The sequence below is a fragment of the Blautia sp. NSJ-175 genome, assembly GCF_022867815.1.
Classification (GTDB): domain Bacteria; phylum Bacillota; class Clostridia; order Lachnospirales; family Lachnospiraceae; genus Blautia; species Blautia celeris.
This window is the reverse complement of record NZ_JALIFQ010000022.1, coordinates 55,102-80,127: the sequence shown is the minus strand read 5'-3', so window position 1 is coordinate 80,127 and position 25,026 is coordinate 55,102. Positions and strand designations below refer to the sequence as shown.

Genomic DNA, 25,026 nt, shown 5'->3' with positions numbered 1-25,026 from the left:
ATCCTCCGCTCTTTTCTTCGTGTTCCCTTTATTTTTCTCTTACAGCAATCCAGACTTCAACCCGGCCGTCTTTTCCGTAATATTCAATATCCGGTGCTCCGGATTTCATTCTGCCTGTGATGTACCCTTTATTTAACGGCCTGTATTTTGATTTTGGCAGCCATTTTGTGATCGCCTGGGCCTCTGTTCTCCCTATGGTTTCCCTTGTGCATGGAAAGACTGCCCAGGTCATGGCCGGAACCGTGTATTCGGCAAGTTCATCCGGTGCAGCGTGGTCACTTGAGACAGCTATGATATATTCAAATATTCTGGTATCTCCCGGATCTGTATTATAAATATTTATGCCGAATAACCCGTCTGTTTCCCGGTCTGCCAATTTTAACAGGGATGATTCCAGATGATTTTCCCGGATCTTTGACCAGTGCAGAGGAATCACTTTTCTGCCCTCCCCCTTCTGGTTCGTTGTCTTGATCAAATAACCGACAACGCGAAAGCTGTCCTTGTTTTCTATACGAAAAGGTTCCATTTGTTTCTCCTCCTGCTTTTTCCTATAAGACGGTTTCGTCCTTTATTGATTATATCTCATTTGCCGGAGGAATTCCTCTCTTTTGGTGCACCGTTTGGATAGCATGACTGTATGTCTGTTATCTTGCAAAAGTCTATGGCGGAGGATTGGGGAATGATTTTGCTGTCATTATCCCCATTCCGTTATTCATGCATGGAATGGGGATAACATCATTTTTTGCATCTTAAAAAATAATGAATCATACCTACATCATCATAGATTCCATCTTTTTTCTCTATTTCAAAATATTGTTGTAATATATTTTCAAATTCATAAGGCAATATGTTAAACATATCGGGTCTGCCTATATATTCTTCGATTTGCATCATAATACGACCGACAGAACTATTTATATTCGGAATATCTAAAACAAACTTTCCAGATGGTTTTATTATCCGGTGTGCTTCAACGATTGCCTTTTGAACAAACTCCTTTTCAAAATATTCAAGAACTCCGATACATGCTCCTATATCAAAACTGCTATCTTCAAAAAGAGTTTCATGTATGCTACCGCAAAACAACTCTCCAATAGGCAGCTTTTTATTTTCCACATATTTATATAATAATTGAATGGTTTCTGGACTAATATCAACTCCATGGTACAGCGAGGGCCATGTATCATATCCCTTGAACATAAGGTTCAGAGCGCAACCAAAGTCAATAAATTTTTTATCCGCGTCAGGCTTTAGATATTCTTTGATTTCAATGTATTCACTGCCTCCTTTACCACTTTCTACTGCTGCTATGTATTTGGGATAATCAGGGTTATTTGTAATGTAATCCGGCAAGTTGTCATAATTGGGGAAATCGTGTTTCCCATGTTCACGTATACTTCTGTCGTAAGATTTTGCAATTAAATCTAATTGATTTTTCATTGTATTCAGCAGTTCCTTTTTTTGAAATATTTTATAAATAATCTCTGTTACAGTTACTAAATTCTCTCCCGGTTTCATTCAGCAATCATTCCCTGCTTTCACCTCGGTCAATTCAAGTTTGTCTTATTATACAGTATTTCAGTTCAGAAGTATAGCAATGCATATATACTTAAAAGGACTTGGCCTACAGCCCAAAGCATGCGTAAAAGAATACTGCTTATGGCAGAGCTGACACAAAAAAGACTTACTTGCTTTTATACAAATAAGTCTTTTCCACATTTAAAGTCTGTTTATCACGATAAAGAGCTGCTGGCTTTTCAAACAGGCTCTAAACTCTCAGACTTTCAAACCATGCTTTTATTTCTTTTTCACTCACATTTACATCAAATCTCTTACCATCCTTTAGTATCGCACCCGGACAGGAGGACTCCAATTCAGCGTTGGTATTACCCATACCACTGCTTCCGGATGTTGCCACCGGAATAATAATCTTGTCATTCCAATCATATTGTTCCAAAAATGTATTGATGATTGTCGGGGCTATGTACCACCAGATGGGAAAAGCGAGAATCAGAATTTTGATATTTTCTGTACTCTCCAGTTTATTCGCTATGGCCGGTCGGAATGACTTATCATTCATCTCTACACTGCTCCGGCTATTTTTATTCATCCAGTCAAGATCTGCAGCGGAATATGGTATCTCCGGATGAATTTCATGTAAATCCCCATCTACTACGTTCGCAATCTTCTTTGCCAGTTTCTCTGTTATTCCTGTTGCTGAAAAATACGCTACTAATATTTCACTCATAGTTCTATTCCTCCCTTTTTACATATATGTAACGGTTTCTGAAAGCTCCCTGCGCTGTGTATGGGTGGCAAGCGGTTTTGCATCCTCTGCTGCATAGCCGATATCCAGGATCATGAGCACTTCCTCGTTATCAGGCAGTCCCAGTTCTTTTGCCGCAGCTTCGGGGTCAAAGAAGTTGATCCAGCAGCTGTCAACGCCCACGGCTTTTGCGGCAAGCATCATATGGGTGGCAACAATGGAAGCGTCCTCGATTCCGGAATCACGCTGTTCTCCCGGATATACAAACACGTTGTTTTTATCAAATGCCACGACTATGGCAGTGGGGGCTCCGTATCGGCAGGGTGTCACCTTATCAATTTTAGCAAGTCCTTCCTCAGATTGGACAACATAGATACGCTGTTCCTGCAGGTTCTTTGCCGTAGGTGCCAGCCTTCCCGCTTCAAGGATCATGTCCAGATATTCTGCTGCCACCTGGCGCCCATCAAATTTCTTGCATGCATAACGGTTTTTTAATACTTCCAAAAAGTCCATTCTTTTTTCCTCCTGTTTTAGAATCGGTTCTATAATGACTATAAACCTTAAACCTAACTTCAGGTCAATACTTTTTTGACGTTTCTGACATTTTTTAATAAGAATACAAAGCATATAAGGAAAAAACTTTTACATTTGTAAAACTTTTGCAGTCGTGCTATAATCATTTATGAGGTGAAAAACAATGATCAATAAAAACGCAACAAACCCAGCAGCACTCCGTTCCCGAAAGGCTCTGGCTACAGCTTTGGTAAGTCTCCTTCTGAATCATCCGTTAAAGGATATCAAAATTGAAGATATTACCAGAACCGCCGGGTTATCCCGGCAGACTTTTTACACGAATTTCAGCCAGAAAGAAGATATCCTGGAGCATGCCTTAAATGAGCTTTTTTTAATGTTTACCGGAAGTCTCCAAAGCCTGCCGGAAACAATAAATAAAATGCTGGCAGTCTATTTTGAATTCTGGAGCGGACACAAAAAATTTCTGTCAGTACTATTTGACAATCAGCTCTCTTACATTTTTGCAGCCAATAATATGTATCTTTTCAAAAATGAGTTTTCCTTCTATGCAAAGAACGTATCAAACTCACAGGAAGAACTGCCCTATTTGGAAAATTATCTGGCCGGACTTACCTTTCATATGCTCCGTACCTGGCAGCAAAACGACTGGAATGAAGATACCGAAATGATTGTACAAATTGCCTGCCGACTTTTGAAAGGGGATATTTTTAATGGAAAAGAATTATAAAAACAGGAAACTGATTATTGGAATTATCATTATTGGAGCTTTCATCAGTTCCCTAAACCAGACAGTCATGACTGCATCACTGCCTAAAATTATGACGGAATTTAATATAACTGCAGGCGTTGGGCAATGGCTTACAACAGGCTATCTGCTGTTTATGGGCGTCATGATACCTTGTACCGGATTTCTTATGGAACATTTTTCTTCTAAAAAACTATATTTGGTATCTGTTTCTTTATTTTTTATCGGGTGTGCGGCGGCCGCCTTTTCTCCCAATGTCTATCTGCTCCTTCTCTCCCGTATTATACAGGCTCTGGGAGCGGGGATTCTTCTTCCTCTTCCACAGGTGGTAGCATTTCGGCTGTATAAACCGGAAGAACGTGGGACAATTATGGGAATTGTAGGACTTACCACGGGATTTGCACCGGCTTTCGGTCCTACATTTGCCGGATGGATCGCAGATCTCTTCGGATGGCGGACAATTTTTTATATTATGTGCGCTCTGGCTGCTTTCGGAATTATTTTGGCCATTGTCAAACTTCCAGGTGAAAAAATGCATGCCGAAGGGAAACTTGATATTATTTCCGTTATTTTATCTACGATTGGATTCTGCGGCCTTCTTACAGGTGTATCCAACCAGGGGAATTATGGTTTTTCTTCTCTTTTAACCATCGGTCCGCTGTTAGTGGGAATTATATGTGTTGCACTCTTTGCTGTCCGGCAGTTAAAACTCTCCTCCCCCCTTCTTGAGTTAAGGATATTCAAAAGTCACAATTTCACTCTGGGCACAATTCTTTTGATCTTTGCCTATGGTTCCATGCTTTCAGTCTCCACACTGATTCCTATTTATATTCAGAATTTAAGGCATTACTCTGCCACCATATCCGGTTTGGTTCTGCTTCCGGGTGCTCTTTTCTTAGCTTTCTTAAATCCTCTCTGCGGCAGAATACTGGATAAGAAAGGCCCTTATATTCTTTCTCTTGCAGGTCTTGCCCTTTTAGGGGGTGCAACATTGGGGCTTTCTTCTATCGGAGCAGAAACACCGCTTATAACAATCATAATTATCTATGCCTTCCGCATGCTCGGTGTTGTAGCTCTTCTGCAGCCCCTGCAGACCTGGGCTGTAAATTCTGTACAGTCTAAATACGTTGCCCACGGAACAGCGCTTATGAATACAGTACGCCAGGTAGGCGGCTCGATCATCAGTGCCCTTCTGGTAACTGTTATGTCTTCCTCTGCAAAAAGTCATGGAGATATAGCTGGAATTAAGACTTCTTTTCTTGTAACTTCCATTATTGTGTTTATTTCTTTTGCTGTCTGTGCTTTTTTAATGCACCCGAAAAGAACAGCAGGGAAAGAAACCGAAAACAAAGAAAAAGTTTCCTATGCACCAAAAAATCCACCCGAACATATGATCATTACCATCGCAAGGGAATATGGAAGCGGAGGCAGGGAAATCGGGCTGAAAACTGCCCAGGCTCTCGGCATACCCTTTTACGACAGGGAACTGATTGCCATGGAGGCAAGAGAATGCGGGTTGTCTGATAATTATGTAGAATCCTTTGAAGAAGGTGTCTCTTTCAGAAATACTGCGTGGGACTGGGCTGCTCAAAGCTATGGCACTTTCGAGACCCATCTTTTTAATACCGGAAATTTAAGCGAAGTAGACCTCCTCTATCAAGCTCAGAAAAGAGTTATCCAGCGGATTAGCCAGGAAGGTTCCTGTGTTATCATTGGTCGGTGCGCAGACTATATCTTAAAAGATTATCCCGGCTGCCTCCGTATCTTCATCTGCTCAGATTTAAATCAGAAAAGGCAGCGTATACAAAGTGAATATGGAATTGCTCCTGAAAAAACAGACATAACAATGAAAATAAAAGATGGGCAAAGAGCTTTTCACCACAAACGTTACACAGGCCAGGTCTGGGGAAATCCGTCCAACTATCATATGGTACTAAATAGTTCTCTGTTGGGAATAGACAGATGTGTACGGTTGATATTGGAAGGGATACATCAATAAACCGGTCAGAAAACTGTAATTGTAAACCATAATTCCATTGACAGATTCCCAAACGTATCATATAATTACGTTGTAAATATAATTAACACTGTTAATAGGAGGCGTATATGGGAATTAAAGAACGGCGTGACGTGGAAAAAGCGGAGATGAAGCAGAAAATCATGACTGCGGCCATAGAGATCATTGAGCAGGAGGGATATGAGAAGCTGTCCATCAGAAAAATAGCTTCCAGAATTGAATACTCTCCCACTACGATTTATCTCTATTATAAGGATAAGGCGGAGATCATCAAAGATATGGCCCAAAAGCTCTACGGCAAGGTAATGGATAATCTCTCCCAACAGGATACTGTGGTGTCTGCAGACCAGAAGGTACATAAGATGATGCGGATCTTTATCCAAACGCTCTGTGAGGAACCGGAAATGGTAAAAGCTGTCATGTTCAGCGGAGTGAATGTTATATTTGCAAATGACAGTACAGATGGAAAGCCCACCAACTCCGGAATCGCCATGTTCGACGAACTTCTTGCAGACGGAATCAAACAGGCAGTCTTCAGACCTGTGACCGCCGGACATTCTTGGATGATCGTCAGTGCAATGCTGGGATTTGTCATGAGCGCCATTGAAAATCAGACATATCTGCTCGCTGGTTTTGAACAGCTTACAGAGGATTTTGTGGGAATTTTATTAGGAGGTATAAAACTGTGAAAGCATCTTCCAAAGCCCGCAGGGGCATTTTACCAAAGCTGCTTGCAGGGGCAGGTATTGTGTTCGCTGTACTTCTGGGCATAATTTTTATTGTAATGCTGACACAAAAGCCTGAGAAAATGGAAATATCAAACATGGATATCTCATCTGTCAGTGACGGTACCTATGTTGGACGCGCTGACAATGGATTCGTTAAGGCCGCTGTTTCTGTTGAAGTCAGTGATGGGAAACTAAAGAGCATCACCATACTGGAACATGATACATTGTTGGGCAGACCGGGCGAAAAAATCATCGACGACATTGTCGAACAGCAGTCACTGGAGGTAGATGCGGTCAGTTCTGCCACATACAGCAGTGATACTATACGAAAAGCTGTAGAAAATGCTTTGAAAAAAGGAGAATAAGAAATGAATACAATGATTATTTACGCAAGCAGATATGGGTGTACCGCGGACTGTGCGCAGCAATTGAAATCCAGATTATCCGGTTCTGTATCTCTTACAGATATCGACCGGGTTTCCAAGAGCCCTGCTGACCTTAAAGATTTTGACACCATCATTTTGGGAAGTTCCATTTATATCGGCGCGGTATCAAAGAAAATGAAAGCATTTTGTAAGGCAAACGAATCATTGCTGAGCAGTAAAAAAATAGGAATTTTCCTCTGCTGCGGATTCCAGGAACAGTTTGAGGAATACCTGTCTTCAAATTTTCCGCCTTCCCTCAGAAAGAACGCGGTAATAAAGTGTTTTGGCGGTGAGGCCAGAACAGAGAAAATGAAGGCTTTTGACAAGCTGATCATGAAAGCGGCCATGAAGAGACGCGGGGAAACCCTGAAGATTTCTTCTGAGAATATAGAATGCTTTTCAAAAGCCATTCAGGTCCTGTAAGAAGAATACCCGCCGCGTTCTCTAAAGAAGGCCGGAATTCTGTAGCGGCAAAGATCACAGACCTAATATTTTCAACAATTCTAAATGGGGATGTCCGGTATCTGACTGAAATACGTCAATGTGGTCCACATCTGCGCTTCTGTCTGCAAAGGCAGGGAAAAGAAACCCACACTCCGGTTTACCCGGCTCATAGTCGCCCTCTAATGGGCAGATGGCGCAGATGATGTATTCAAACACTTCTTCTGACTCCCCTACCCTCTCATGATCCGCAGCTTTTACAGGCACATCATAACGGTCGTGGTAGACAAGGACCGCGTAACCGTCGTTTGATTCATAGGATTCCGCGATCAGGTCGTAGAATGTCTCCATCAGCACGTCGTTTTTCAGACCGCAGGATTTCATTCCCATGAGGAGCTGGCGCATACTGCCCGCTTTCATGGAATCCTCCGGAAATCGGTATCGCTTTAGATTTTTATTGGTGGCGGAAAAGGGAATGGCCTTTGCGATTGCCAGGTTTTTCCCTTTATCGGATGGGGAAAGCTTCAGAAAATTTGTATTAAAAGTGCCGTCTATATCACCGTCCGCATCCATATAGCTGCCGGCAGCTCTTGTCATGGACGTTCTGGCTGGTGTCATGCGTCTGGTCAGTTCCAGCATATCCTCTCTGTTTATCATTTCGGTCTCCTTGTGAAGAATATATTTTCTATATATTCATATCACAATCCTGGTTTGTTCACAAGATGTTTTTTGAAGAAAAAAAGGAAACGGTCCGCAGGGTTAATCCCGCGAACCGTTTTGCCTGTCGTTCGATGAAGCCGGCAGGCCCGACTGGTGTCTGACGCAGCAGCCGCCTTTACCGTTTAGTTTAGCCTGGTATAAGGCTTTATCGGCCTGTGATATGATATTGTCAAGGGGGACATCATTGTTCCAGATGACTGCTCCGCAGGTACAGCTTATGGGTAACTGGTCTGTAAGCGCCGCGTTCTGGAATCCGCCGCAGATTTCCTCACCTTTTTTCAGCGCTGTCTCTTCAGAGCCCATCTGTCTCATGATGACAAGAAATTCATCGCCGCCGAACCGGGCCAGAATGTCATTGCTTCTTGTCCGGGCGTGGAGAAGGTCTCCGAATTTTTTCAAAAGACGGTCACCGAGGCTGTGTCCAAGCGTTTCATTTACCTGTTTTAAATTATCAATATCGAATAAAAAGACTGCCATGGGGGCATCTTCTTTTTTCATGATCCTTACCGCGGCATTGAGACCGCGGCGGTTTAGCAGTCCTGTCAGATAATCCCGGCAGGCATCCTCATGTAAGGTCTGCCTGCTCTCGTAAGACAGAGAGCGCTCCATGGCGTTTATGAGCCGTCTTTCTATTATTTTTGCAGAACAGGGTTTATATGCGAAGTCATCGGCACCCATCTCAACTGCCTGATCTTCTGTCCGTGGATCAGGCGGGGCTGTGGCGACCACAGGGATATTCCAGACCGCCTTTTCCCTCTGCAGAATTTCCAATACGGAAAAACCGCTGAGTTCCGGTAAGGTGAGGCTTAGAACGACACCGGAAAGCTCACGCTCATAGCGGACGATAAATCCCAGAGCTTCCTTTCCGGTAACCGCTTCTATGATCTTAAATCTGTTTCTCAGCAGACTGCAGATCTGGTTTCGGTACGCATCATCCTCCTCTGCCACGAGAATATATCCGGACAGGGATGTGCTGCCGAGGGAAGACGCTTCCGCCTCTGTTTCTTCCTTCGTGCTGTCCTGTCTCTTTAAGAGGGATTCAAATTCTTCACTGGGCATGGGCCGGGCAAAATAGTAGCCCTGTACATAGTCGCATCCGATTTCCTTCAGACGCTCCAGTTGTTCCCTGGTCTCCACGCCCTCTGCCACCACCCGCAGATCCATCCAGCGTGCAAGCCCCATGATAAAACCGAGAATGCCCTGATCCATGGGCTTTGCTGTCTCGCTTTGGATAAATTTCATATCCAGCTTCAGGATATCAAGCGGGAGCTGGTTCAGCATGTTCAGGGAGGAGTAGCCGCTTCCGAAGTCATCCATCTCGATAATGAATCCCAGTTCACGCAGATGGCGGACTGTGGAGATGATCTGGTCAGGATCCTCCGTATAGGCACTCTCTGTGATCTCCAGATGAAGGCGTGAAGGCGCAAGACCGTATCTGCTGACCATCTTCAGGAGGACATCAGCCAGATCCACCTGATAGATATCTGCCCTGGATACATTGACTGAGACAGGAATGGGCGGATAACCTATGCTGTCCCATTTCTGTAAGATGGCACAGGTCTTTTCCCAGACATACTGGTCAAGGTTGGTGATAAAGCCGTTCCGTTCAAAGAGCGGAATAAATGCCGCCGGGGACTGAAAGCCCCATTTGGGATGTTCCCAGCGCACGAGAGCCTCCGCGCCGGCCAGCCGCTCTGTGCTGATGCTGTATTTCGGCTGCAGATAGACAATAAACTGCTCCTCTGCCAGCGCGTTTTCCATAACATCCGTGATAGCCTGTTCGTGGAGCATTTGGTTGCGCAGGTCATCGTCATATTTGGAATAATACTTTCCGTATTGTCCTTTGATTTTCCGCGCAGCCAGAAGGGCGCGGTCGCACATCTGTTCCACCGGCAGTAAGCGGTCTTCAACCGCATAGATACCCCATTTCATCACAATGCTGCGCATACTGCCGGTTTTACTGATCTGTGCGCCTGCCTGTATGAAAAATTCATCCCGGTGTTTCATCAGACAGGCAAACTGGTCCGCGTGGAGACGGCCGCAGATTCCTTCCTCTCCCACCAGTCCTGTGTACATATCAGCCACGCTGCACAGCAGTCTGTCCCCGGCAGGTGTTCCGAATATGTCATTGACCAGTTTGAAATTCTCAATATCGGAGCATACGATATCGTACTCCTGGTCAGGGGTCTGTTCCAGGGTTTCTCTGACCCTCTGATAGAAGAATTCTTTGCTGTATAGACCGGTAAGCCTGTCGAACTGAAACTGATTGATGATAGCGGCAGTCTCCCGCAGACGGATGATGCTTGCGACCCGGCGCAGGATCGCCTGGGGATTATAGGGCTTTGTCACAAACTCCGTTGCACCGCTGGAGAGGGCCGCGATCTCATCTGTCTCGCTGTCACTCTGTGTTGCCACGATCACGGGGATGGACGCGTAGGAGGGATTTTTTTCTATAATGGAAAGGAAGGTATGCCCATCCATGACAGGCATAATGATATCCAGCAGAATCAGGGAAATCTCCTCTTTGCATTCCTGCAGAACCCCAAGCGCCTCTTGTCCGTTCTCTGCTTCCAGGACCGTATATTCAGGAGTCAGAATTTCACATAACATCATTCGATTGATAGCATTATCTTCTACTACCAGTATATTTTTTTTGGATCTCATTCCATCGTTCCTCTTACCTCTCCGGCTGACTGCCTATCACAACAGTTATTATATTAGTATTGAGCAGTCTGTGGTTTCTGCAGAATGCGGTCCACTATGCTCACGTGTGTTCCAGATTATTTTAACATGTGACCATTTCTTTATCAAGAAAATAATCAGAGGTTCTTCGTTTTGACAGCAAAAAAAGAGCGGTACTGTCCAGTAACAGTATAACTCTTTGGAGCGGGTACCGTCAATTGCGGCTGGTATCTTTTTGATACTAGAATACTTCCCGGTGCCTTCTTGCATTTTCCCGGGGGCAGTATATAATGAAAATAAATATTGATTAATGTCTGTACATACTTTTACATACCAAGGAGATGTTTCCATGAATCAGGAAAAGAAAATACCGGACTGTCCGGTGGAAATGACGCTGCAGCTTATTGGGGATAAATGGAAGGTGCTCATTATCCGGGATCTGCTGACAGGAACAAAAAGATTTAGTGAACTGATGCGTTCGGTTTCCGGTATCACCCAGAAAGTGCTGACCAGCCATCTGCGCAATATGGAGGCGGACGGGCTTCTCACCAGGAAGGTGTACCCGGAAGTTCCGCCCAAAGTGGAATATACCCTCACGGAAACGGGATACAGTCTGAAACCGATTCTGGATTCCATGGTGACCTGGGGGACAAATTATAAGAATCATCTGGATTAGGTAACTGCGTTTTTCAGAGACCAAAAAAGAGCCGTTTTATCCGAATCTTTTTTGATCTCTGTTAAGGCAAAAGCGGAGTCTTGTCAAAGAAATTTTCAGAATTCATAAGGCGGATTGCCGGAGAAGTCCGCGATCACGCCATGGGGTTCTTCCAGATAGAATACCACGAAGATCGGATTGTCCGCAGTATTGTACTGGCCTTTTACAATGGGATTGGCCATGCAGGCCTCTTTTACTTTCATATTGTCCTCAAAGACTGCTTTGCCGTGCAGGCGGAGCCAGGTGTATGACGCGTCGGAGACAGTAACCTCTATCTCAGGGTTCGCCTGCATATCTTTGTACACTTCTTTTGTAGTGTTGGTGCAGAACCAGAGTTTTCCCTTTTTCTCAAAGCAGAACATGAAGGGGCGGCATTTTGCCTTGCCGTCTCTGCCGACAGTTGCCAGATACTGTACCGGGTTTGCCTGTAAAAATTCCACTACTCTTTTCATTTTGTTCCATCCTCTCTGAAATGTTGTATTTGCCGGATTGTTCCTGTCCTTTGTTTGAAGCGGCCGCTTCTTATATGTTTATCATAAGGCAGTGAAAGGATTTTGCAAAGTATGCACTTTAAAGTGGGATAGGCACCGGGAGGTGTTATAGTATCTGTTCGATACTGCCGCCGCAAAGCAGGGTGTGGAGAAAATTTACAAGAGCCTCCAGTTTATTGGTATCAATCAAGTCCGGCGTATCGTGTTCCGTGTGAAGAATGCGCTCTGCCAGTCCGAATATGTTGCCGGAGGTAACAGAGACTGCGGGAACACCGGAAAAAGAAAACAGGGTGTGGTCTCCCTGAGGCCATGGCTCGATCTGTTCAAATCCATCAAGGTCTGCCGCGCAGCCGGAAATACAGCTCATCAGATTTTGGGGACACTCGTAAAACGAGTATGCAGTGCTCTGCCCTTTCGCGCCCACGCCGTCCAGATTGAACGCGCAGATATATTCCTTTGGAGAAGAAAGGTAAGAGGAAAGATACATCATTTCTCCGGGGGTGGAATAATAGTCTTCACCGTTAAAGAGTACAAATTCAATGCGGTATGGCAGCTCCTGCCCTGAAAGATGCTCTGCCAGTGCAAGAAGCACAGCCACTCCGGATGCGTTGTCCAGGGCACCCGGGGTTCCCGGCCTGGTATCAATATGTGCTGAGACACAGACCTTTTGTCTGCCGCCTCCGTAGACGGCAAGGATGTTGGCGGCCTTTGCGGAGTGTCTTTTTGTGTTCAGAGTCAGTGATACAGAAAGACCGCTTTTAAGCAGCGGAAGGTGTTTCGGAAGGATCACGGCACATGGAACCTGAAAGTCTCCGTCCTCAATAACCGGAACGAATTGTTCAGGGGAAAGGCTTAAGGTCAGCACAGCTTTTGCTCCGCCCCTTTCCAGCAGGGAGATAGTTTCTCTGTGCTCGTCGGGATTCCAGAACACAAAGCTTTTCGGCATCAGCGGCTCTGCTGCCAGCTCACCGCACAGTACCACTATTTTCCCGGCAGCAGGTGCGCTGCGAAGCTCATCCAGGGAGCGGATGCAGAGAAGTTCTCCCTGCACGCTGCAGGGAAGTGAAAACGGTGCCGGGGCTGTGGGGATATCTTGTCCGTCAACTGTGAGCGTACTGCCGTTTTCTGTCCAGTCCATACAGTCAAATTCCTGTTTTGTAACGTTAAGGCCGGCGTCAGCGAATACTCTGCCGGCATATGCGGCTGCCTTCTGATTGGCCTTTGAGCCTGTGGGTCTTGCGCCGATTTCTCTGCAGAGTGTGTTCAGGTGACCTTCTATCTTTTTTTGTATCTCCATTTCTGTGACCTCCTCGTTTTTCGTTTGATCCATTTGCTTTGTCAAGTGTAACATTTTCATAAAAAAATGCCTCGACTTTATTTGCTGAATCTGCCGGCAGGATAATGGTTCTAAGAGGTCAGGAATATCCCTTATCGGTATAAGACATAGTCCATCATTTCCCGGCTAAAGCCTGCATCTTTTAAAGCGTCACCTGCATATGCCGGGTATTCTTTTATGAGAAGCCTTTTCTTTTCCGGAAAGACGGCCTTTTCCCTGAACGCGCGGACAAATTCTTTCAGTACAGCAGCTATATCCGCATGCTCCAGTATCCGCAGGATTTTTCCCTGCCGTTCCAGCACCATGACGGGAATTCCGCCGCGAAGCGCCACGGCAGTGCCGGGAACATTGAGAAAAGAACGGCCCTCCGGATGCTCCAGCACCTTTCCCCAGAGCTGTGCGGGGTCTGATGCGTTCAGCCAGATGATCTGCTCTTCCGGATGTGCCAGAGCCTGTACGATCCCCTTATAATCCTGTTTTCGTATAAACTGGGCGCCGGAGAGTCCCCGCACAAAATACCCTCTTCTCACCTGGCCCGTGAACTCCCAGATACGGAGCACCTCCAGCGCCTGTTTCCAGTCAGGCGCGGATTCCTGGCAAAGGTCTGCGTGAAGAGAGAGGGAACGCCGGAAGGTTTCCCTGCACAGAATGATATTTTCACGGAAAAAGGTTTCCAGAAGTTCTTCCGTGGACGGGGTCTTCAGGGGGTGAATGATATCCCAACGTCCTGCGGACAGAGCGGTGATCCTGGCATTGACACGCTGTCTTGCCGCTGCCTTTTGGATCTTATCCCTGTTCAGCCACTGTCTTACCGGGATAAAGCTGTCCGCGCACACCAGTCCCTTTTGGGCCAGCTCCATGAGCAGGCTGCGCACATCTTTGGATACAGAGATATTGGTCAGTGCTTTTAGAAAGCTGGCACCGCGGCGGCGCAGTTCCCGGTAAAGGATTTGTTCCTCCTGGTCTTCGGAAGAAATCTCTTCAGCAGGCGGGGTGTCCCAGTCAATCTCATCATATTTGAGGAAACAGAGCATGCCCTGAGGCAGCATCTTCCAGAAGTAGTCCCCTTCTGTCAAGATACGGTCAAGAAGCCCTTCGCTGTATCTGCGGACTCTACCGGCTAGGATAATGTTCTCCCAGAAGGTGACCGGGAATCCCTGACCGCAGAAAAGTTCTATGGTCTGCTTCAGCTGCTCTTCCGGTGAGGCATTTATGAGGATTCTGCCTGCCGCCAGTGCCGCGTAATGTTCCGGCGGCTGTGTGACCGCCTCTGTGCATAAACTGCGGATCGTAGCATTTCTGGCCCGGTCATAGAGTTTGGCGTGGTAATACAGGCCCTTGTCCTCTGTCAGCTCCTTCTGGCTGCACAGTGTTTCCAGCCACTTCAGAATACAGTCCTGATCCGGCAGATAACGCTCCTGAACCTGTGCGGCGGTCTGGGGTCCCCGGTAGTACAGCATTCGCCGGATGATATGCATCCCTTCCTCTTCGTCCAGTTCAAGGAGTGTACGTTTATATTCCTCAAACTGTTCTGCCGCAATCCACAGTCCCGGTTCCAGATATTCCGCCAGTCCCCGGGCTGCCAGCTCCTCCAGCCAGACTGATATGCTGCCGGATTCAGGTGTCCCTGTGTATAGATCATGCAGCTCAGGGGCTGTTATATCACCTTCCATCATCAGAAAGGTATGCAGCTCTGCGGCGTCACCGGGCAGTTTTCTGCGCTCCTGTACTTTTTTGAGTGCTTCTGCCGAGGGCTTCAATTTTTCAATATAGCGCAGTTCATCGTACACAGCCTGCCGGATGCCCGGTGTGGTTGGGGAATATTCGTACATCTCCTCAGCCTCCACGCGCCACTGCATGGGCAGAGACATGGGGGAAGGACTGTCCAGATATACCTCTCTTACAGCAATCTGCCCGCTCTGCACAGCATGGAGGATGTCAAGCATGCCTTGTATATCCCACTGATCCTCCAGGCATTCCCTCCGGGTTTCACGGATCAGGGGATGGTCTTTTTCCTGTATGAGAGATTCCAGCATTTCCGTACTGCGGAGGCGCTGCATCCAGAGCGGCTGCCTTCCGTTTCGTCTCATCCCCATCATCAGGGCCCTGGCCGCATTATAACGGAATGTCATGTTAAAGACAGGGGTTGCCGGAAGCATGGCCTCCAGGATCTCCCGCACCTTATTCACGTCTACGGAAAAAAGGAGTCCCTCCGGCAGTACATTTTCCCCATAGGGATACAGAAGGATGCCGTCTTCCTCCTCCACACTTCCCACAGGATTTCCCGTTAATTTCTGTGCGGTATCCTGCAGAAGAAGAGAAAGGGGGGTGTTGATCCTTTTTCCGAAGAGCGCGTGCAGCATGATCTGACAGCTTCCTGTGGAATCCCTGAAATGTTCCACTACGATAGTCTTATCGTCGGGCAGGATTCCGGTGGCTTCAAGCTGACGCTGTAAAAAACCGGAAGTATTTTCACAGGCAGCCCGGTCAAGTCCCAGATGTTCCAGTTCCTCCGTCAGTGTTCCCCTGCGCTCCGCCTCTGCCAATGTTCTCATGATCCTTCCGAATGCCAGGCTGGTCCCAAGGCTGCGTCCCCTGATCTCTCCCTTCCAGAAGGGAAGCCTTGCACCCTCCGTACCTGACTGGGTCACCACCACGGTATCCTTATCCTGGCTTACGATCTTCCAGGCAAAGGAGCCCAGCAGGAACCGGTCGCCAAGCTGTGATTCGTAGACAAACTCCTCATCCAGCTCGCCTACTTTAACACCGTCCTCCGTCCGGGCTGTGTACATGCCCTTGTCCGGTATGGTGCCTCCTGCTGCCACGGCCAGCATTCTGCTGTAGGTATCAGCAAATACCTGCTCATGCAGCCTGTCGTACAGAATCCTGGGACGCACGGGGATCTCTCTTCTGTGTTCATAATCACCTGCCAGCATGGCCAGAACGGCTTTTACGTCCTCCCTGGTGACAGAGCGGAAGGTATAAGTGCGGGCAAGGATCTCCATCACTTCATCAATAGTATACGCCGTACAGGGAATCCCGCCGGAGCCCTTGCCTGGCTCCTGATCTTTCGCTGTGGCCGCCATGGAGACCAGATGCTGTGCCAGTACATCCAGGCACATGCAGGGAGGGCTGGCCTGCTCGATGCCTCCCTGTCTGGCAGCCTGGGCAGTCATGCCGCAGTACAGGGTTTCAGAGGCAGTACGGGGGTACATATACATGACACTGACCCGCCCCGGATTGTGCCCGGCGCGGCCAAGGCGCTGCATGGTACTGGATATGGTGCGGGGACAGCCAATCTGCAGTACCTGGTCAATGTCACCCACGTCAATGCCCAGCTCCATGGAGGAGGTAGCGCAGAGCAGGCGCAGATTTCCCCTGCGCAGGGCATCTTCTGATTCTGCCCGCTGCTCTTTTGACAGACTGCCGTGGTGTACACGGGCAAAATCTTCACCCCCAAGCTGATTTACATAGTAGGCCAGCTTTTCTGCGTATCTGCGCCCTTCGGAGAAGGCAATGACACTGCGGCACTGCATACAGCGGCTGTATACCTTCTCCGCCAGTTCTTCCCAGACGGGGTCTTTTCTTCTTCCCGGGGCCTGGGTAATGCCGATCACCTCGATCTGTACCGCTTTCGGCATATGGGGCGCAACCATATGTGCCGGTTCGGGAGACAGATAATCGGCTGCCGTCTGCAGCGGTTCTATGGTGGCGGACAAGCCAATCCTCTGCAGAGGCGCTTTACAGAGACGGTCCAGTCTGGCGGCAGACAGCATCAGGTGGGCGCCTCGTTTTGTGTCAATGAGAGCATGGAGTTCGTCGATGACCAGTGCTCTGGCTGTCTTAAGAACCGTCCGCCCGGTCCGGCTGGTCAGCATCAGATACAGGGATTCCGGTGTGATGATGAGGATATGGGGCGGGTGTTTTACCATGCGCTGCCGTTCCTTCTGGGGTGTGTCCCCGGTCCGGATGCCCACGTTGATCCTGCCGGCGCCCTCGCCGCCCGTAAAAGCGCTGATGCCGTCCAGGGGTCTGTTTAAATTCTCCCGTATATCACCGGCGAGAGATTTAAGCGGTGAGACATAGATCAAGTACAGCTCCTCTTTCAATTCCCCTTTTCCTGCCAGATCCTGCAGGCGGTCGATAAATACCAGAAAAGCCGACAGTGTCTTGCCGGTACCTGTGGGTGCGCTGATCAGAACAGGACCTCCGCTCTGTATGGCAGGCCAGGCTTCCTGCTGCACTTTTGTGGGCTGTCCGAAGGCCTGTCTGAACCAGGAGGCTGTGGGCTGTGTAAATATATGCAGGCTGTCTTGTGTCATATCGTTCATCTGTTTATCCTCTCAAATCCCTGTTTTTAACCGTAAGCGTATATAAATGTATCAGTCTTCTGCTGTGATTGTACACCAAAATGGGATGCAGGTGTAGGGTTTTAGTGGCTTTTTTCTGTAGTTTTGATATATAATGGTTACGGTTCCTGTGCACAAAAGGAACAGGATAGATACCATACACGTACACGTGCAGAGAAAAAGGATAAGGAGAACAGATTTGAAAGAAGGATATTATTTGATCGGTGAGGTGAGTAAGATCACCGGAATATCAAAGGACACCCTGCATTTTTATAACAAGATCGGTCTGCTGGTCCCGGATTACATAGATGAAAAGAATCAATACCGCTATTACTCCCGCTGGAATCTGTGGCAGCTTGACATCATAACCACATGCCGTAAATTAAGTGTGCCGCTTGATAAAGTAAAGCAGATCCTGGACTTTCATGACAACGGCAGGATCACGCAGCTTCTTTTGGATTACAGAAATGAAGCCCTCCGTCTGAGCAGATATTATCAGCAGGTAGCAGAGGATATCCTGTGGTATGACGAGGAAAACAAAAGGGTTTCCGCTGCCATCCATTCGGATAAGGTACAAAAGAAGTGGCTGAAGGGGGAGACCGTGATCGCGGGCACTATGACAAGGGACGGCACCTCCTACCATGCAAACCTTCAGGCAGCCGCCAGGGATGAACTCAGGTATGCAGATACCATACAGCGGAAATACGGATATATCCTGGATATAGACGAGATGAGGGCCGGAAATATATACAAATGCAGTGAGTATCTGAAGATTGCGGACAGCAGCTATTCCCATGTAAGCCCGGAAAACCTCCATGTGATGCCCTCAGGGGAATATGCGGTCTGTATAGTCCGTATCATACGTGAGTCTGCGGATTTCGGCCCGCTTTTTTCCTGGATGAAAGAAAACGGATACACAACGGATGCGGTCTATGCAGATGAGCTGGGGCTGCAGCTTTTTGACTATATCGACGACTATTACTGTGAAATAAAAGCCCATTTGAAAAAAATATAAAATAACACTTGACTGTGTAGTTACTCCATCCTTTATTCTTTTTTTCGTTAAGAAAGGATGGTTAAATATGAAACAGACACCTGTATGGAAACTACTGCTTAAACTGTCACCCCCGGTGATGCTGGCTCTGCTGATCCAGTCCGTCTATAATATTGTGGACAGCTATTTTGTGGCAAAATATTCGGCGGAGGGCCTGACTGCCCTGTCTATTATATTTCCCATTCAGCTTTTGATGACTGCTGTGGCAACCGGAACGGGAACAGGGATCAACATTCTGGTATCGCGTATGGACGGGGCCGAGGCATCAGGGGCCCAGAATGATATGATTAAGAGCGGGTTGTTTCTCGGAATTGTGAATTTTGCCGTTTTTACGGCAGTGGGCCTGCTGGGATTAGATGTTTACTGCCGTTTTTCCTCTGACCAGCCCTTAGTGCGGGCAGGGGGAATGCAGTACGGTACCATTGTTTTTCTTTTTTCCCTGGGCATGTTCGTGGAGGCAAACTGCACGAAAATACTGCAGGCCAGAGGGAATATGGTACTTCCCATGTGCGCGCAGATATTCGGCGCGCTGATCAACATCGTGCTGGACCCCCTTCTGATCTTCGGAAAGTTCGGATTTCCTGTAATGGGAATCCGGGGAGCCGCCATTGCCACAGTGATTGGCCAGTGGAGTGCCATGGCGGTGGTCCTGCTCTCTGTGCTGAGACACTGTCCGCTGAACGGCAGGTTCAGAGCCGGAAGCTGTATACAGATCTATAAAGCGGGAATGCCGGCCATTGTCATGCAGTCTCTCTACACCCTTTATATGGTGGGCCTGAACCTGATACTGAAACAGTTTACAGAGGACGCGGTCACAGTGCTGGGCATCTATTACAAGCTGCAGACCTTCTTCTTCATTCCGCTTATGGGACTGCAGCAGGTAATACTGCCTGTCATGAGCTTTAACTATGGGGCAGGGGATTTCAAGCGCGTGAAGGAGACACTGAAATGCTCCATTGCCGTTTCTGTGACCGTGATGGTCCTGGCCTGCGGCATCTTTTTGGCAGTACCGGCGGAGCTTGTGACAGTCTTTTCCGGAAAAAAAGAGATTCTGGAGATTGGCTGCACAGCGCTTCGCATTATTTCCGTCAGCTTTATTCCCGCGGCTTTTGTGATCATGCTGACAGTCTATTTCCAGGGGGTAAATATGGGAAGAGCCAGCATCAGCGTCACTGTTTTAAGGCAGATCCTTCTTCTGGTCCCCCTGGCATGGGTCTTTCATTTTCAGGGACTTTCCTATGTATGGCTGACTTTTCCCGTCACAGAGATGATCGCCCTTCTGTTCTGCGCCCGTCTGTATGTCAAATACCCGCCGGAACATATATGGGACAGGAAAGATACATACAACTGCAAGGCAGATGCCGTATCAGGCTTCTGAGAGCCGGATGCGTTCTATCATGCTCTGTTTCCTGAAGTTTTTCATGATGAGATATGTCAGCAGCAGCTGTATGGTCAGGATGACGATAATAAGGACCACTGTCTGCGCAGCGGGATAATGATAACTCAGGATACCGAACATCCGGTTCTTTTTCGCATAGAGAAAGACAAGGTATCCCAGCAGATTTCCGAATCCGAGAGACAGGAGCAGAGTTCCCGCTGTGTAAAAGATTCCTTCTAACTGCAGCATGCGCACCAACTGTTTTTCGGAAAGGCCGATGGCCTGCATGATGCCCAGCTCTCTTCTTCTCACATAGATACTGTTGACCATGGTGTTGATCAGGTTCATGATGCCCACACCGCCCAGAACGATCATGAAGACATAACAGAGCTGGGATAAGAAGCTTGTATTTTTTTCGTTATAAGCCACCTCATCCTCATAGCTTTTCAGTTCCAGAAGCTCGTTTGTTTTTATAAGGGATTTCAGTTCTTTTTCCACACTTTGGAGCCTTTTTTGATCAGCGGCTACGGACCAGTAGTAATCCATTTCAAGTCCTGCCAGTTCATGGATGACAGAGTTTGGAAGCACCAGAAAGGATAAGTGGTTCATGCCGTAGGGCATATCGGCAATGGCCGCGATCTCAAATTCTTTTGGGATCAGATTATTTCCGGAGCGGATCACAACACGGAGGGTATCACCGATTTTGGTGCCGGGTATATAACTCAGCATATTTTCATCAATCAGGATTTTATCTCCCTGCTGCAGTTCCTCATAGGTACAGGATCCCTCTTTGACGGCCTGCTGCATTTTATCGGCATATTCCTCCGGAATACCTATAATGCCGGTCTTCCAGGTCTCATCCCCATCCATCAGGTCGGGAAGCTCAACCTGAAGCAGGCTTGCTTTTGTTATTTTTTCCACACCCGGGATATTCATAACCTGTTTTTCAAAATCTCGGTTCAGAGGGTTGTTCTTACACAGGACGGACCACTCAAGCTCCGGATGCATCTTGTCCCCGGTGCGGCTGTCAACAGATATCTGAAACTCGTCAAAGATACTGTCCCTGGCTATCTCCTCCGGGTCCGCGCAGGACAGTACCGTGGAGATGACCATGAAAAGAATGCCTGTGAGGCTCAGGGTGACAATGGTCATAACCGTTCGTTTTTTATTTCTGGAGAGATTGGCTCCGGTCAGGCGGAACAGGGTCATTTCCGGGCAGCCTCTGCGGAGCTTTTTCTTTGTTTTCATACTGCCGTCGTAGCGCATGGCCTCCACAGGAGAGATCCTGGCAGCGATCTGCATGGGGCGGATCAGTGCGCATACCACGGTGAGCAGGGAGACGGCTGCTGCCATGACGTATATCCACGGCTTCAAAAGAGTGACTTCATGGTTTTCAATCAGCTCTATGACCACAGGACGCAGCGGGTTTTCGGTGCCATATGCAGATAGGAGAAAACGATACCCGATACTGGCTGCAATACTTCCGGCGATCAGGCCCAGGGGAATGGCAATACAGGAAGTCAGCATTCCCTCCCGAAAGACAATCTGACGAATCTGCCGTTTGGTGGCTCCCAGCGCTTTTAGCTTTCCGAATTCCTGTACCTTGTAGATCATGGTGATATAGTAGAGGCTGTAAATGGTCATGATACCGGCCAGGATAACAATGAGCATAATACCCGCAATGCCCGCGTATAAAGACGGGTCTCTGTAGTTGGCAGAAAGGTAAATAGAGTTATCTGCAATATCTGCCTCGCTAATCCCCATCTCCAGGGCAATCTGCTTATAAATATCTTTGATCTCGTCTGTAGTCATGCTTTCAGCACCCGCTACCCGAAGCATGACTCTGTATCTGCGGACAGACGCCGGCTGTTCCTGCTCCACAAAGTCCCTGGTGACCATGGCGGAATAGATTCCGGAATCATCGCTGTCCTTTTGGGTGGGAAGCAGGCCGGTGATGACAAATTCCTGCTTTTTCTCATATCCGACGCCATCTGCCTCCACGGGCTGATAGGGAAGCTCTATGGTATCCCCTATGCCTGCTGTGATTCCCATTGCTTTTAACAGGCCGTTTGAAACAGCAATTTCATTTCCGTTTTTCGGAAAATTCCCTTCCTCCAGTTTTGTTTTATTGAGCTTCCGGGCTGTGTCATCCATGTACACCATCCATCCGGTTCCATCCGGGACGGGAATCATGGCGGGGTCCTGTCGAAGTCCTGCGGTTTCCACTTCTGCGCGGTGGGAAATCGCCTCCGCGGTATCAGGCTTCACGTTGCGGTACATCACATGAAAGGTGGGATATACCTTGTTGGCAGCCGCCATGTCAATTTCTACAGTTCCAAGGCCAATCGCCGGAATGACAAAGATGAGAAGCGTGGTCAGAAGGATGGCTATGCCTGCCATGATATTTCTTCCCTTATTCAATTTCAGATTGGAGAATGCAGTACGGTTTATTGTGTTCATTGGCTCACCACCTTACCGTCCTCAATGACAAGGATCCTGTCAGCCATCTGGGCGATGGTCTCGTCATGGGTGATCATAACAAGCGTCTGTCCGTATTCATTTACACAGGCTTTTAAAAGGGAGATCACCTCCAGCTCTGTTCTGGAGTCCAGGTTGCCGGTGGGCTCATCTGCCAGTATAATGGCAGGTTTGGAGGCAAGGGCACGGGCAATGGCAACCCTCTGCTGCTGCCCTCCGGAGAGGGTGCTGGGAAGGGATTTCAGCTTGTCTGTGATCCCGATGCGCTCTGTCAGGTTCCTGACAAAGGTCTGGTCAACCTTCTTTTTATCAAGCCCCATGGGAAGAACAATATTTTCCCAGACATTTAGGGAGGGAATCAGATTATAATTCTGAAAAATAAATCCAATCTTTCTTCTTCTGAAGACAGCCAGCTCCTCATCTTTCAGTTCAAAAACGTTTTTGCCCTCTATCCGTACCTTTCCGCTGTCCGGGCGGTCCAGAGCGCCCAGCATGTGGAGCAGGGTACTCTTTCCCGAACCGGAGCGTCCCACAATGGCAGTGAACTCTCCGCGCTGTATGTCCATGGTGGTATGGTCTATGGCTTTCACCAGATTTTCCCCGCTGCCGTAATATTTGCATAAGTCTTCTGTTTCCAATAGCATTGTTTTCATAGGGGTTCTCCTTGTCTTATCTGTTATTTTATCTTATTGTCTTTATTGTACCTGTGTATTCTTACAAAAGGATTTCAAGAAGAATAACAGATTTGTAAGAAATGTGAAACGTATTCGCCCATGCAAAAAGCTGCCCTTTAGGACAGCCTGTGACTGGTTTTGGGATATGTGATTTGAAATATACATCCCTTCCTGCCGCTTTTTACACAGATGCTCCCACCCTGTTCTTCCAGAATCTTTCTGGTTAGATACAGCCCCACACCGGAGCCGTCTGTCTCCTGGACAGCAGAGGATCTGCCCCTGTAAAAGCGTTTGAATATCTGGTTTCTCTCCTCTTTCGGGATTCCTATGCCCTGGTCTTCGATTTCAATGAGATAATAACTGACCATGGGTTCCACCCGGATCTCCACTGCGGTATTCGGCGCGGAGTATTTTACGGCGTTGTCAAGTATATTCACCAGTGCCTCCTGGGTCCAGCGGGGGTCCTGCAGGACATTCTCATCCTCAAATTCACTGACGGAAATGGCAATATTTTTCCGGTAAGCTTTCATGTAGACACTGCTGACAGCACCCTGAAGCGTCTTTTTCAGGCTTTCATATACAGGCTCCAGGCGGATCATGTTGGTTTCCAGCCGGGATAATTGTATAAGGGATTTTGTCAGGTTCTCCAGCTTGAACACTTCATTTTTCCCCTGCATGAGGAAAGAATGCTGCTCTTCTTTCGTAAATCTGCTGGTATCCGCGATTTCATAGCACATTTTCAGGGAGGCAAGGGGTGTCTTCAGCTGATGGGAAATGTCTGTGACCAGTGTCTTTGTCTCCGCAGCCTCCCGTTCAATCCTGGATTTTAAAAGGCTGTTCTCCTGCGTAAGCTGGACAGCTTTGTCTTCCAGCTCGAAGAGTTTAAGTTCCGTCCGGTTTTGCAGCTTTTTCTGGTGTAAAATAAGAAATGCCAGCAGAAGGACGAAAAAGGAGGCAGCCAGTAACAATACAGGCAGAAAAGAGGCAACCGCAGGGGATATGACCGCGTATCTTCCGCTGTAACCATATGCAGCTTCTGCTGTCTGTCCGGCAGCAAGGGCCTGTTCGCGGTCAATCTCCTCTTTTCCTTCCACTGCGCTGACATAACCGCCTTCTGTAGTGGGTTTTGTGAGAAGAAGTCTTCCCAGAAGTTCCTGGTTTTCCATGTGCACCGTGTCTATCCATCGGACAGCCGTGTATAAAGTGCCGGACAGAAGCAGAACCAGCAGGCCCAGAAACACCATTATTCTTTTGTTACGTCCTTTGTCCATATGTATCCCATCCCTCTTACATTCTGTACAGCGTCTATCTCCAGCTTTGCTTTCAGGCGGCTTATATTGACCGGTACGGTATTGTCATCCACGAACTGGCCGTCAATATCCCATACCGCCTCCGCAATCTGTTCCTTTGAAAAAATCTGCTGGGGATTTTCCAGAAAGAAGATCAAAAGCTGCAGTTCTTTTTTGCTGAGTGACAGAGGCTCTCCGCCTTTCCAGACTTTCATTTCCTTAAGGGATACGCGGATGTCACTGCATTTTAAAGTGGAGGTCTTTTCTGTACCGACCCGTTTCATCAGCGCGTGAACTTTGGATACGAGGACCATCAGACTGAAAGGTTTGGTGATGTAGTCATCCGCCCCCATGTCATAGCCGGTCACTATATCAATCTCCTGGTCAAGCGCGGTCAGGAAGATAATATAAACATTGCTCTTTTCTCTTATTTTCCGGCAGAAATCAAGTCCGCTGCCCTCACTCAGGTTGATGTCACTGATAATCAGGTGGACCTCATTTTTTTCAAACAGGTCTTCCGCCCCGGAAGCGGTGAACGCAGACAGGACGCGAAAACCCTCTTTTTCCAGACGCATGGAAATCCCCCGGTTCAGGTTCCTGTCATCTTCCAGAAGTAATATGGTCTTTTTCAAGGGAGTTCTCCTTTTTCATTTGATAGTCTGATTATAGTGTACTTTCTGCCGGATTGTCAAATGAAAGGCAGC

The 25,026-nt window shown here is 47.6% G+C and carries 21 protein-coding genes; 8 read left to right on the top strand and 13 right to left on the bottom strand.

Annotated features, from left to right (window positions below; all coding sequences use genetic code 11):
- Positions 1–28 precede the first annotated feature (28 nt).
- The 4 genes from MUB35_RS24685 to MUB35_RS24670 form a co-directional block, all read right to left on the bottom strand.
- The gene (locus MUB35_RS24685; RefSeq protein ID WP_227211822.1) at positions 29–526 is read right to left on the bottom strand and encodes a GyrI-like domain-containing protein; all 498 of its coding nucleotides are present in this window, start codon (positions 524–526) and stop codon (positions 29–31) included.
- 209 nt (positions 527–735) lie between these two features.
- Positions 736–1,518: a class I SAM-dependent methyltransferase gene (locus MUB35_RS24680; protein ID WP_244806985.1), complete on the bottom strand. Its 783-nt coding sequence runs from the start codon at positions 1,516–1,518 to the stop codon at positions 736–738.
- A 250-nt stretch (positions 1,519–1,768) separates the two neighbouring features.
- Complete coding sequence (locus MUB35_RS24675; protein WP_118743696.1) at positions 1,769–2,248, bottom strand: flavodoxin; 480 nt, start codon at positions 2,246–2,248, stop codon at positions 1,769–1,771.
- 18 nt (positions 2,249–2,266) lie between these two features.
- Entirely contained in the window at positions 2,267–2,779 is a 513-nt protein-coding gene (locus MUB35_RS24670; protein WP_244806984.1) for a nitroreductase family protein, read from the bottom strand.
- Between the two features lie 184 nt (positions 2,780–2,963).
- On the opposite strand from MUB35_RS24670, the gene MUB35_RS24665 reads away from it, so the two are divergent.
- From MUB35_RS24665 to MUB35_RS24645, 5 genes are all read left to right on the top strand, one after another.
- Positions 2,964–3,527 carry a TetR/AcrR family transcriptional regulator gene (locus MUB35_RS24665; RefSeq protein WP_033142271.1) on the top strand — a complete coding sequence of 188 codons (564 nt, stop codon included), beginning with the start codon at positions 2,964–2,966 and terminating at the stop codon, positions 3,525–3,527.
- Entirely contained in the window at positions 3,511–5,544 is a 2,034-nt protein-coding gene (locus MUB35_RS24660) for a DHA2 family efflux MFS transporter permease subunit (protein ID WP_052099573.1), read from the top strand. The genes MUB35_RS24665 and MUB35_RS24660 overlap by 17 nt, the downstream gene beginning before the upstream one ends.
- 107 nt (positions 5,545–5,651) lie before the next feature.
- Positions 5,652–6,251 (top strand): TetR/AcrR family transcriptional regulator, encoded by a 600-nt coding sequence (locus tag MUB35_RS24655; RefSeq protein WP_033142272.1) that lies wholly within the window; start codon positions 5,652–5,654, stop codon positions 6,249–6,251.
- Positions 6,248–6,655 carry an FMN-binding protein gene (locus MUB35_RS24650; RefSeq protein WP_225305319.1) on the top strand — a complete coding sequence of 136 codons (408 nt, stop codon included), beginning with the start codon at positions 6,248–6,250 and terminating at the stop codon, positions 6,653–6,655. Before MUB35_RS24655 ends, MUB35_RS24650 begins: the two co-directional genes overlap by 4 nt.
- Before the next feature lie 3 nt (positions 6,656–6,658).
- The gene (locus MUB35_RS24645; RefSeq protein WP_033142273.1) at positions 6,659–7,138 is read left to right on the top strand and encodes a flavodoxin domain-containing protein; all 480 of its coding nucleotides are present in this window, start codon (positions 6,659–6,661) and stop codon (positions 7,136–7,138) included.
- A 54-nt stretch (positions 7,139–7,192) separates the two neighbouring features.
- On the opposite strand, the gene MUB35_RS24640 is transcribed toward MUB35_RS24645, so the two are convergent.
- Positions 7,193–7,813 carry a DUF4317 family protein gene (locus tag MUB35_RS24640; protein ID WP_033142274.1) on the bottom strand — a complete coding sequence of 207 codons (621 nt, stop codon included), beginning with the start codon at positions 7,811–7,813 and terminating at the stop codon, positions 7,193–7,195.
- A gap of 102 nt (positions 7,814–7,915) precedes the next feature.
- Positions 7,916–10,540, bottom strand: a complete 2,625-nt coding sequence (locus MUB35_RS24635) for an EAL domain-containing protein (RefSeq protein WP_244806983.1) — start codon at positions 10,538–10,540, stop codon at positions 7,916–7,918.
- A gap of 367 nt (positions 10,541–10,907) precedes the next feature.
- Between MUB35_RS24635 and MUB35_RS24630 the strand changes: the two genes are divergently transcribed.
- Positions 10,908–11,234: a winged helix-turn-helix transcriptional regulator gene (locus tag MUB35_RS24630; protein ID WP_033142275.1), complete on the top strand. Its 327-nt coding sequence runs from the start codon at positions 10,908–10,910 to the stop codon at positions 11,232–11,234.
- A gap of 95 nt (positions 11,235–11,329) precedes the next feature.
- On the opposite strand, the gene MUB35_RS24625 is transcribed toward MUB35_RS24630, so the two are convergent.
- The 3 genes from MUB35_RS24625 to MUB35_RS24615 form a co-directional block, all read right to left on the bottom strand.
- Positions 11,330–11,725, bottom strand: a complete 396-nt coding sequence (locus MUB35_RS24625; protein ID WP_033142276.1) for a pyridoxamine 5'-phosphate oxidase family protein — start codon at positions 11,723–11,725, stop codon at positions 11,330–11,332.
- Positions 11,726–11,870: 145 nt separating this feature from the next.
- The gene (locus MUB35_RS24620; RefSeq protein WP_033142277.1) at positions 11,871–13,061 is read right to left on the bottom strand and encodes a M28 family peptidase; all 1,191 of its coding nucleotides are present in this window, start codon (positions 13,059–13,061) and stop codon (positions 11,871–11,873) included.
- A 131-nt stretch (positions 13,062–13,192) separates the two neighbouring features.
- Entirely contained in the window at positions 13,193–17,422 is a 4,230-nt protein-coding gene (locus MUB35_RS24615) for a DEAD/DEAH box helicase (RefSeq protein WP_033142295.1), read from the bottom strand.
- Positions 17,423–17,648: 226 nt separating this feature from the next.
- Between MUB35_RS24615 and MUB35_RS24610 the strand changes: the two genes are divergently transcribed.
- Complete coding sequence (locus tag MUB35_RS24610) at positions 17,649–18,464, top strand: MerR family transcriptional regulator (protein WP_033142278.1); 816 nt, start codon at positions 17,649–17,651, stop codon at positions 18,462–18,464.
- Between the two features lie 67 nt (positions 18,465–18,531).
- Positions 18,532–19,881 carry an MATE family efflux transporter gene (locus MUB35_RS24605; protein ID WP_033142279.1) on the top strand — a complete coding sequence of 450 codons (1,350 nt, stop codon included), beginning with the start codon at positions 18,532–18,534 and terminating at the stop codon, positions 19,879–19,881.
- Here the strand turns inward: MUB35_RS24605 and MUB35_RS24600 are convergent.
- The 4 genes from MUB35_RS24600 to MUB35_RS24585 all read right to left on the bottom strand — a co-directional run bounded on the left by MUB35_RS24600 (position 19,870) and on the right by MUB35_RS24585 (position 24,954).
- Positions 19,870–22,341 carry an ABC transporter permease gene (locus MUB35_RS24600; protein WP_033142280.1) on the bottom strand — a complete coding sequence of 824 codons (2,472 nt, stop codon included), beginning with the start codon at positions 22,339–22,341 and terminating at the stop codon, positions 19,870–19,872. The genes MUB35_RS24605 and MUB35_RS24600 overlap by 12 nt on opposite strands.
- Positions 22,338–23,012: an ABC transporter ATP-binding protein gene (locus tag MUB35_RS24595; RefSeq protein ID WP_103731639.1), complete on the bottom strand. Its 675-nt coding sequence runs from the start codon at positions 23,010–23,012 to the stop codon at positions 22,338–22,340. The genes MUB35_RS24600 and MUB35_RS24595 overlap by 4 nt, the downstream gene beginning before the upstream one ends.
- Before the next feature lie 137 nt (positions 23,013–23,149).
- Positions 23,150–24,304 carry a sensor histidine kinase gene (locus tag MUB35_RS24590; protein WP_052099575.1) on the bottom strand — a complete coding sequence of 385 codons (1,155 nt, stop codon included), beginning with the start codon at positions 24,302–24,304 and terminating at the stop codon, positions 23,150–23,152.
- The gene (locus MUB35_RS24585) at positions 24,277–24,954 is read right to left on the bottom strand and encodes a response regulator transcription factor (protein ID WP_033142281.1); all 678 of its coding nucleotides are present in this window, start codon (positions 24,952–24,954) and stop codon (positions 24,277–24,279) included. Before MUB35_RS24585 ends, MUB35_RS24590 begins: the two co-directional genes overlap by 28 nt.
- Positions 24,955–25,026 lie beyond the last annotated feature (72 nt).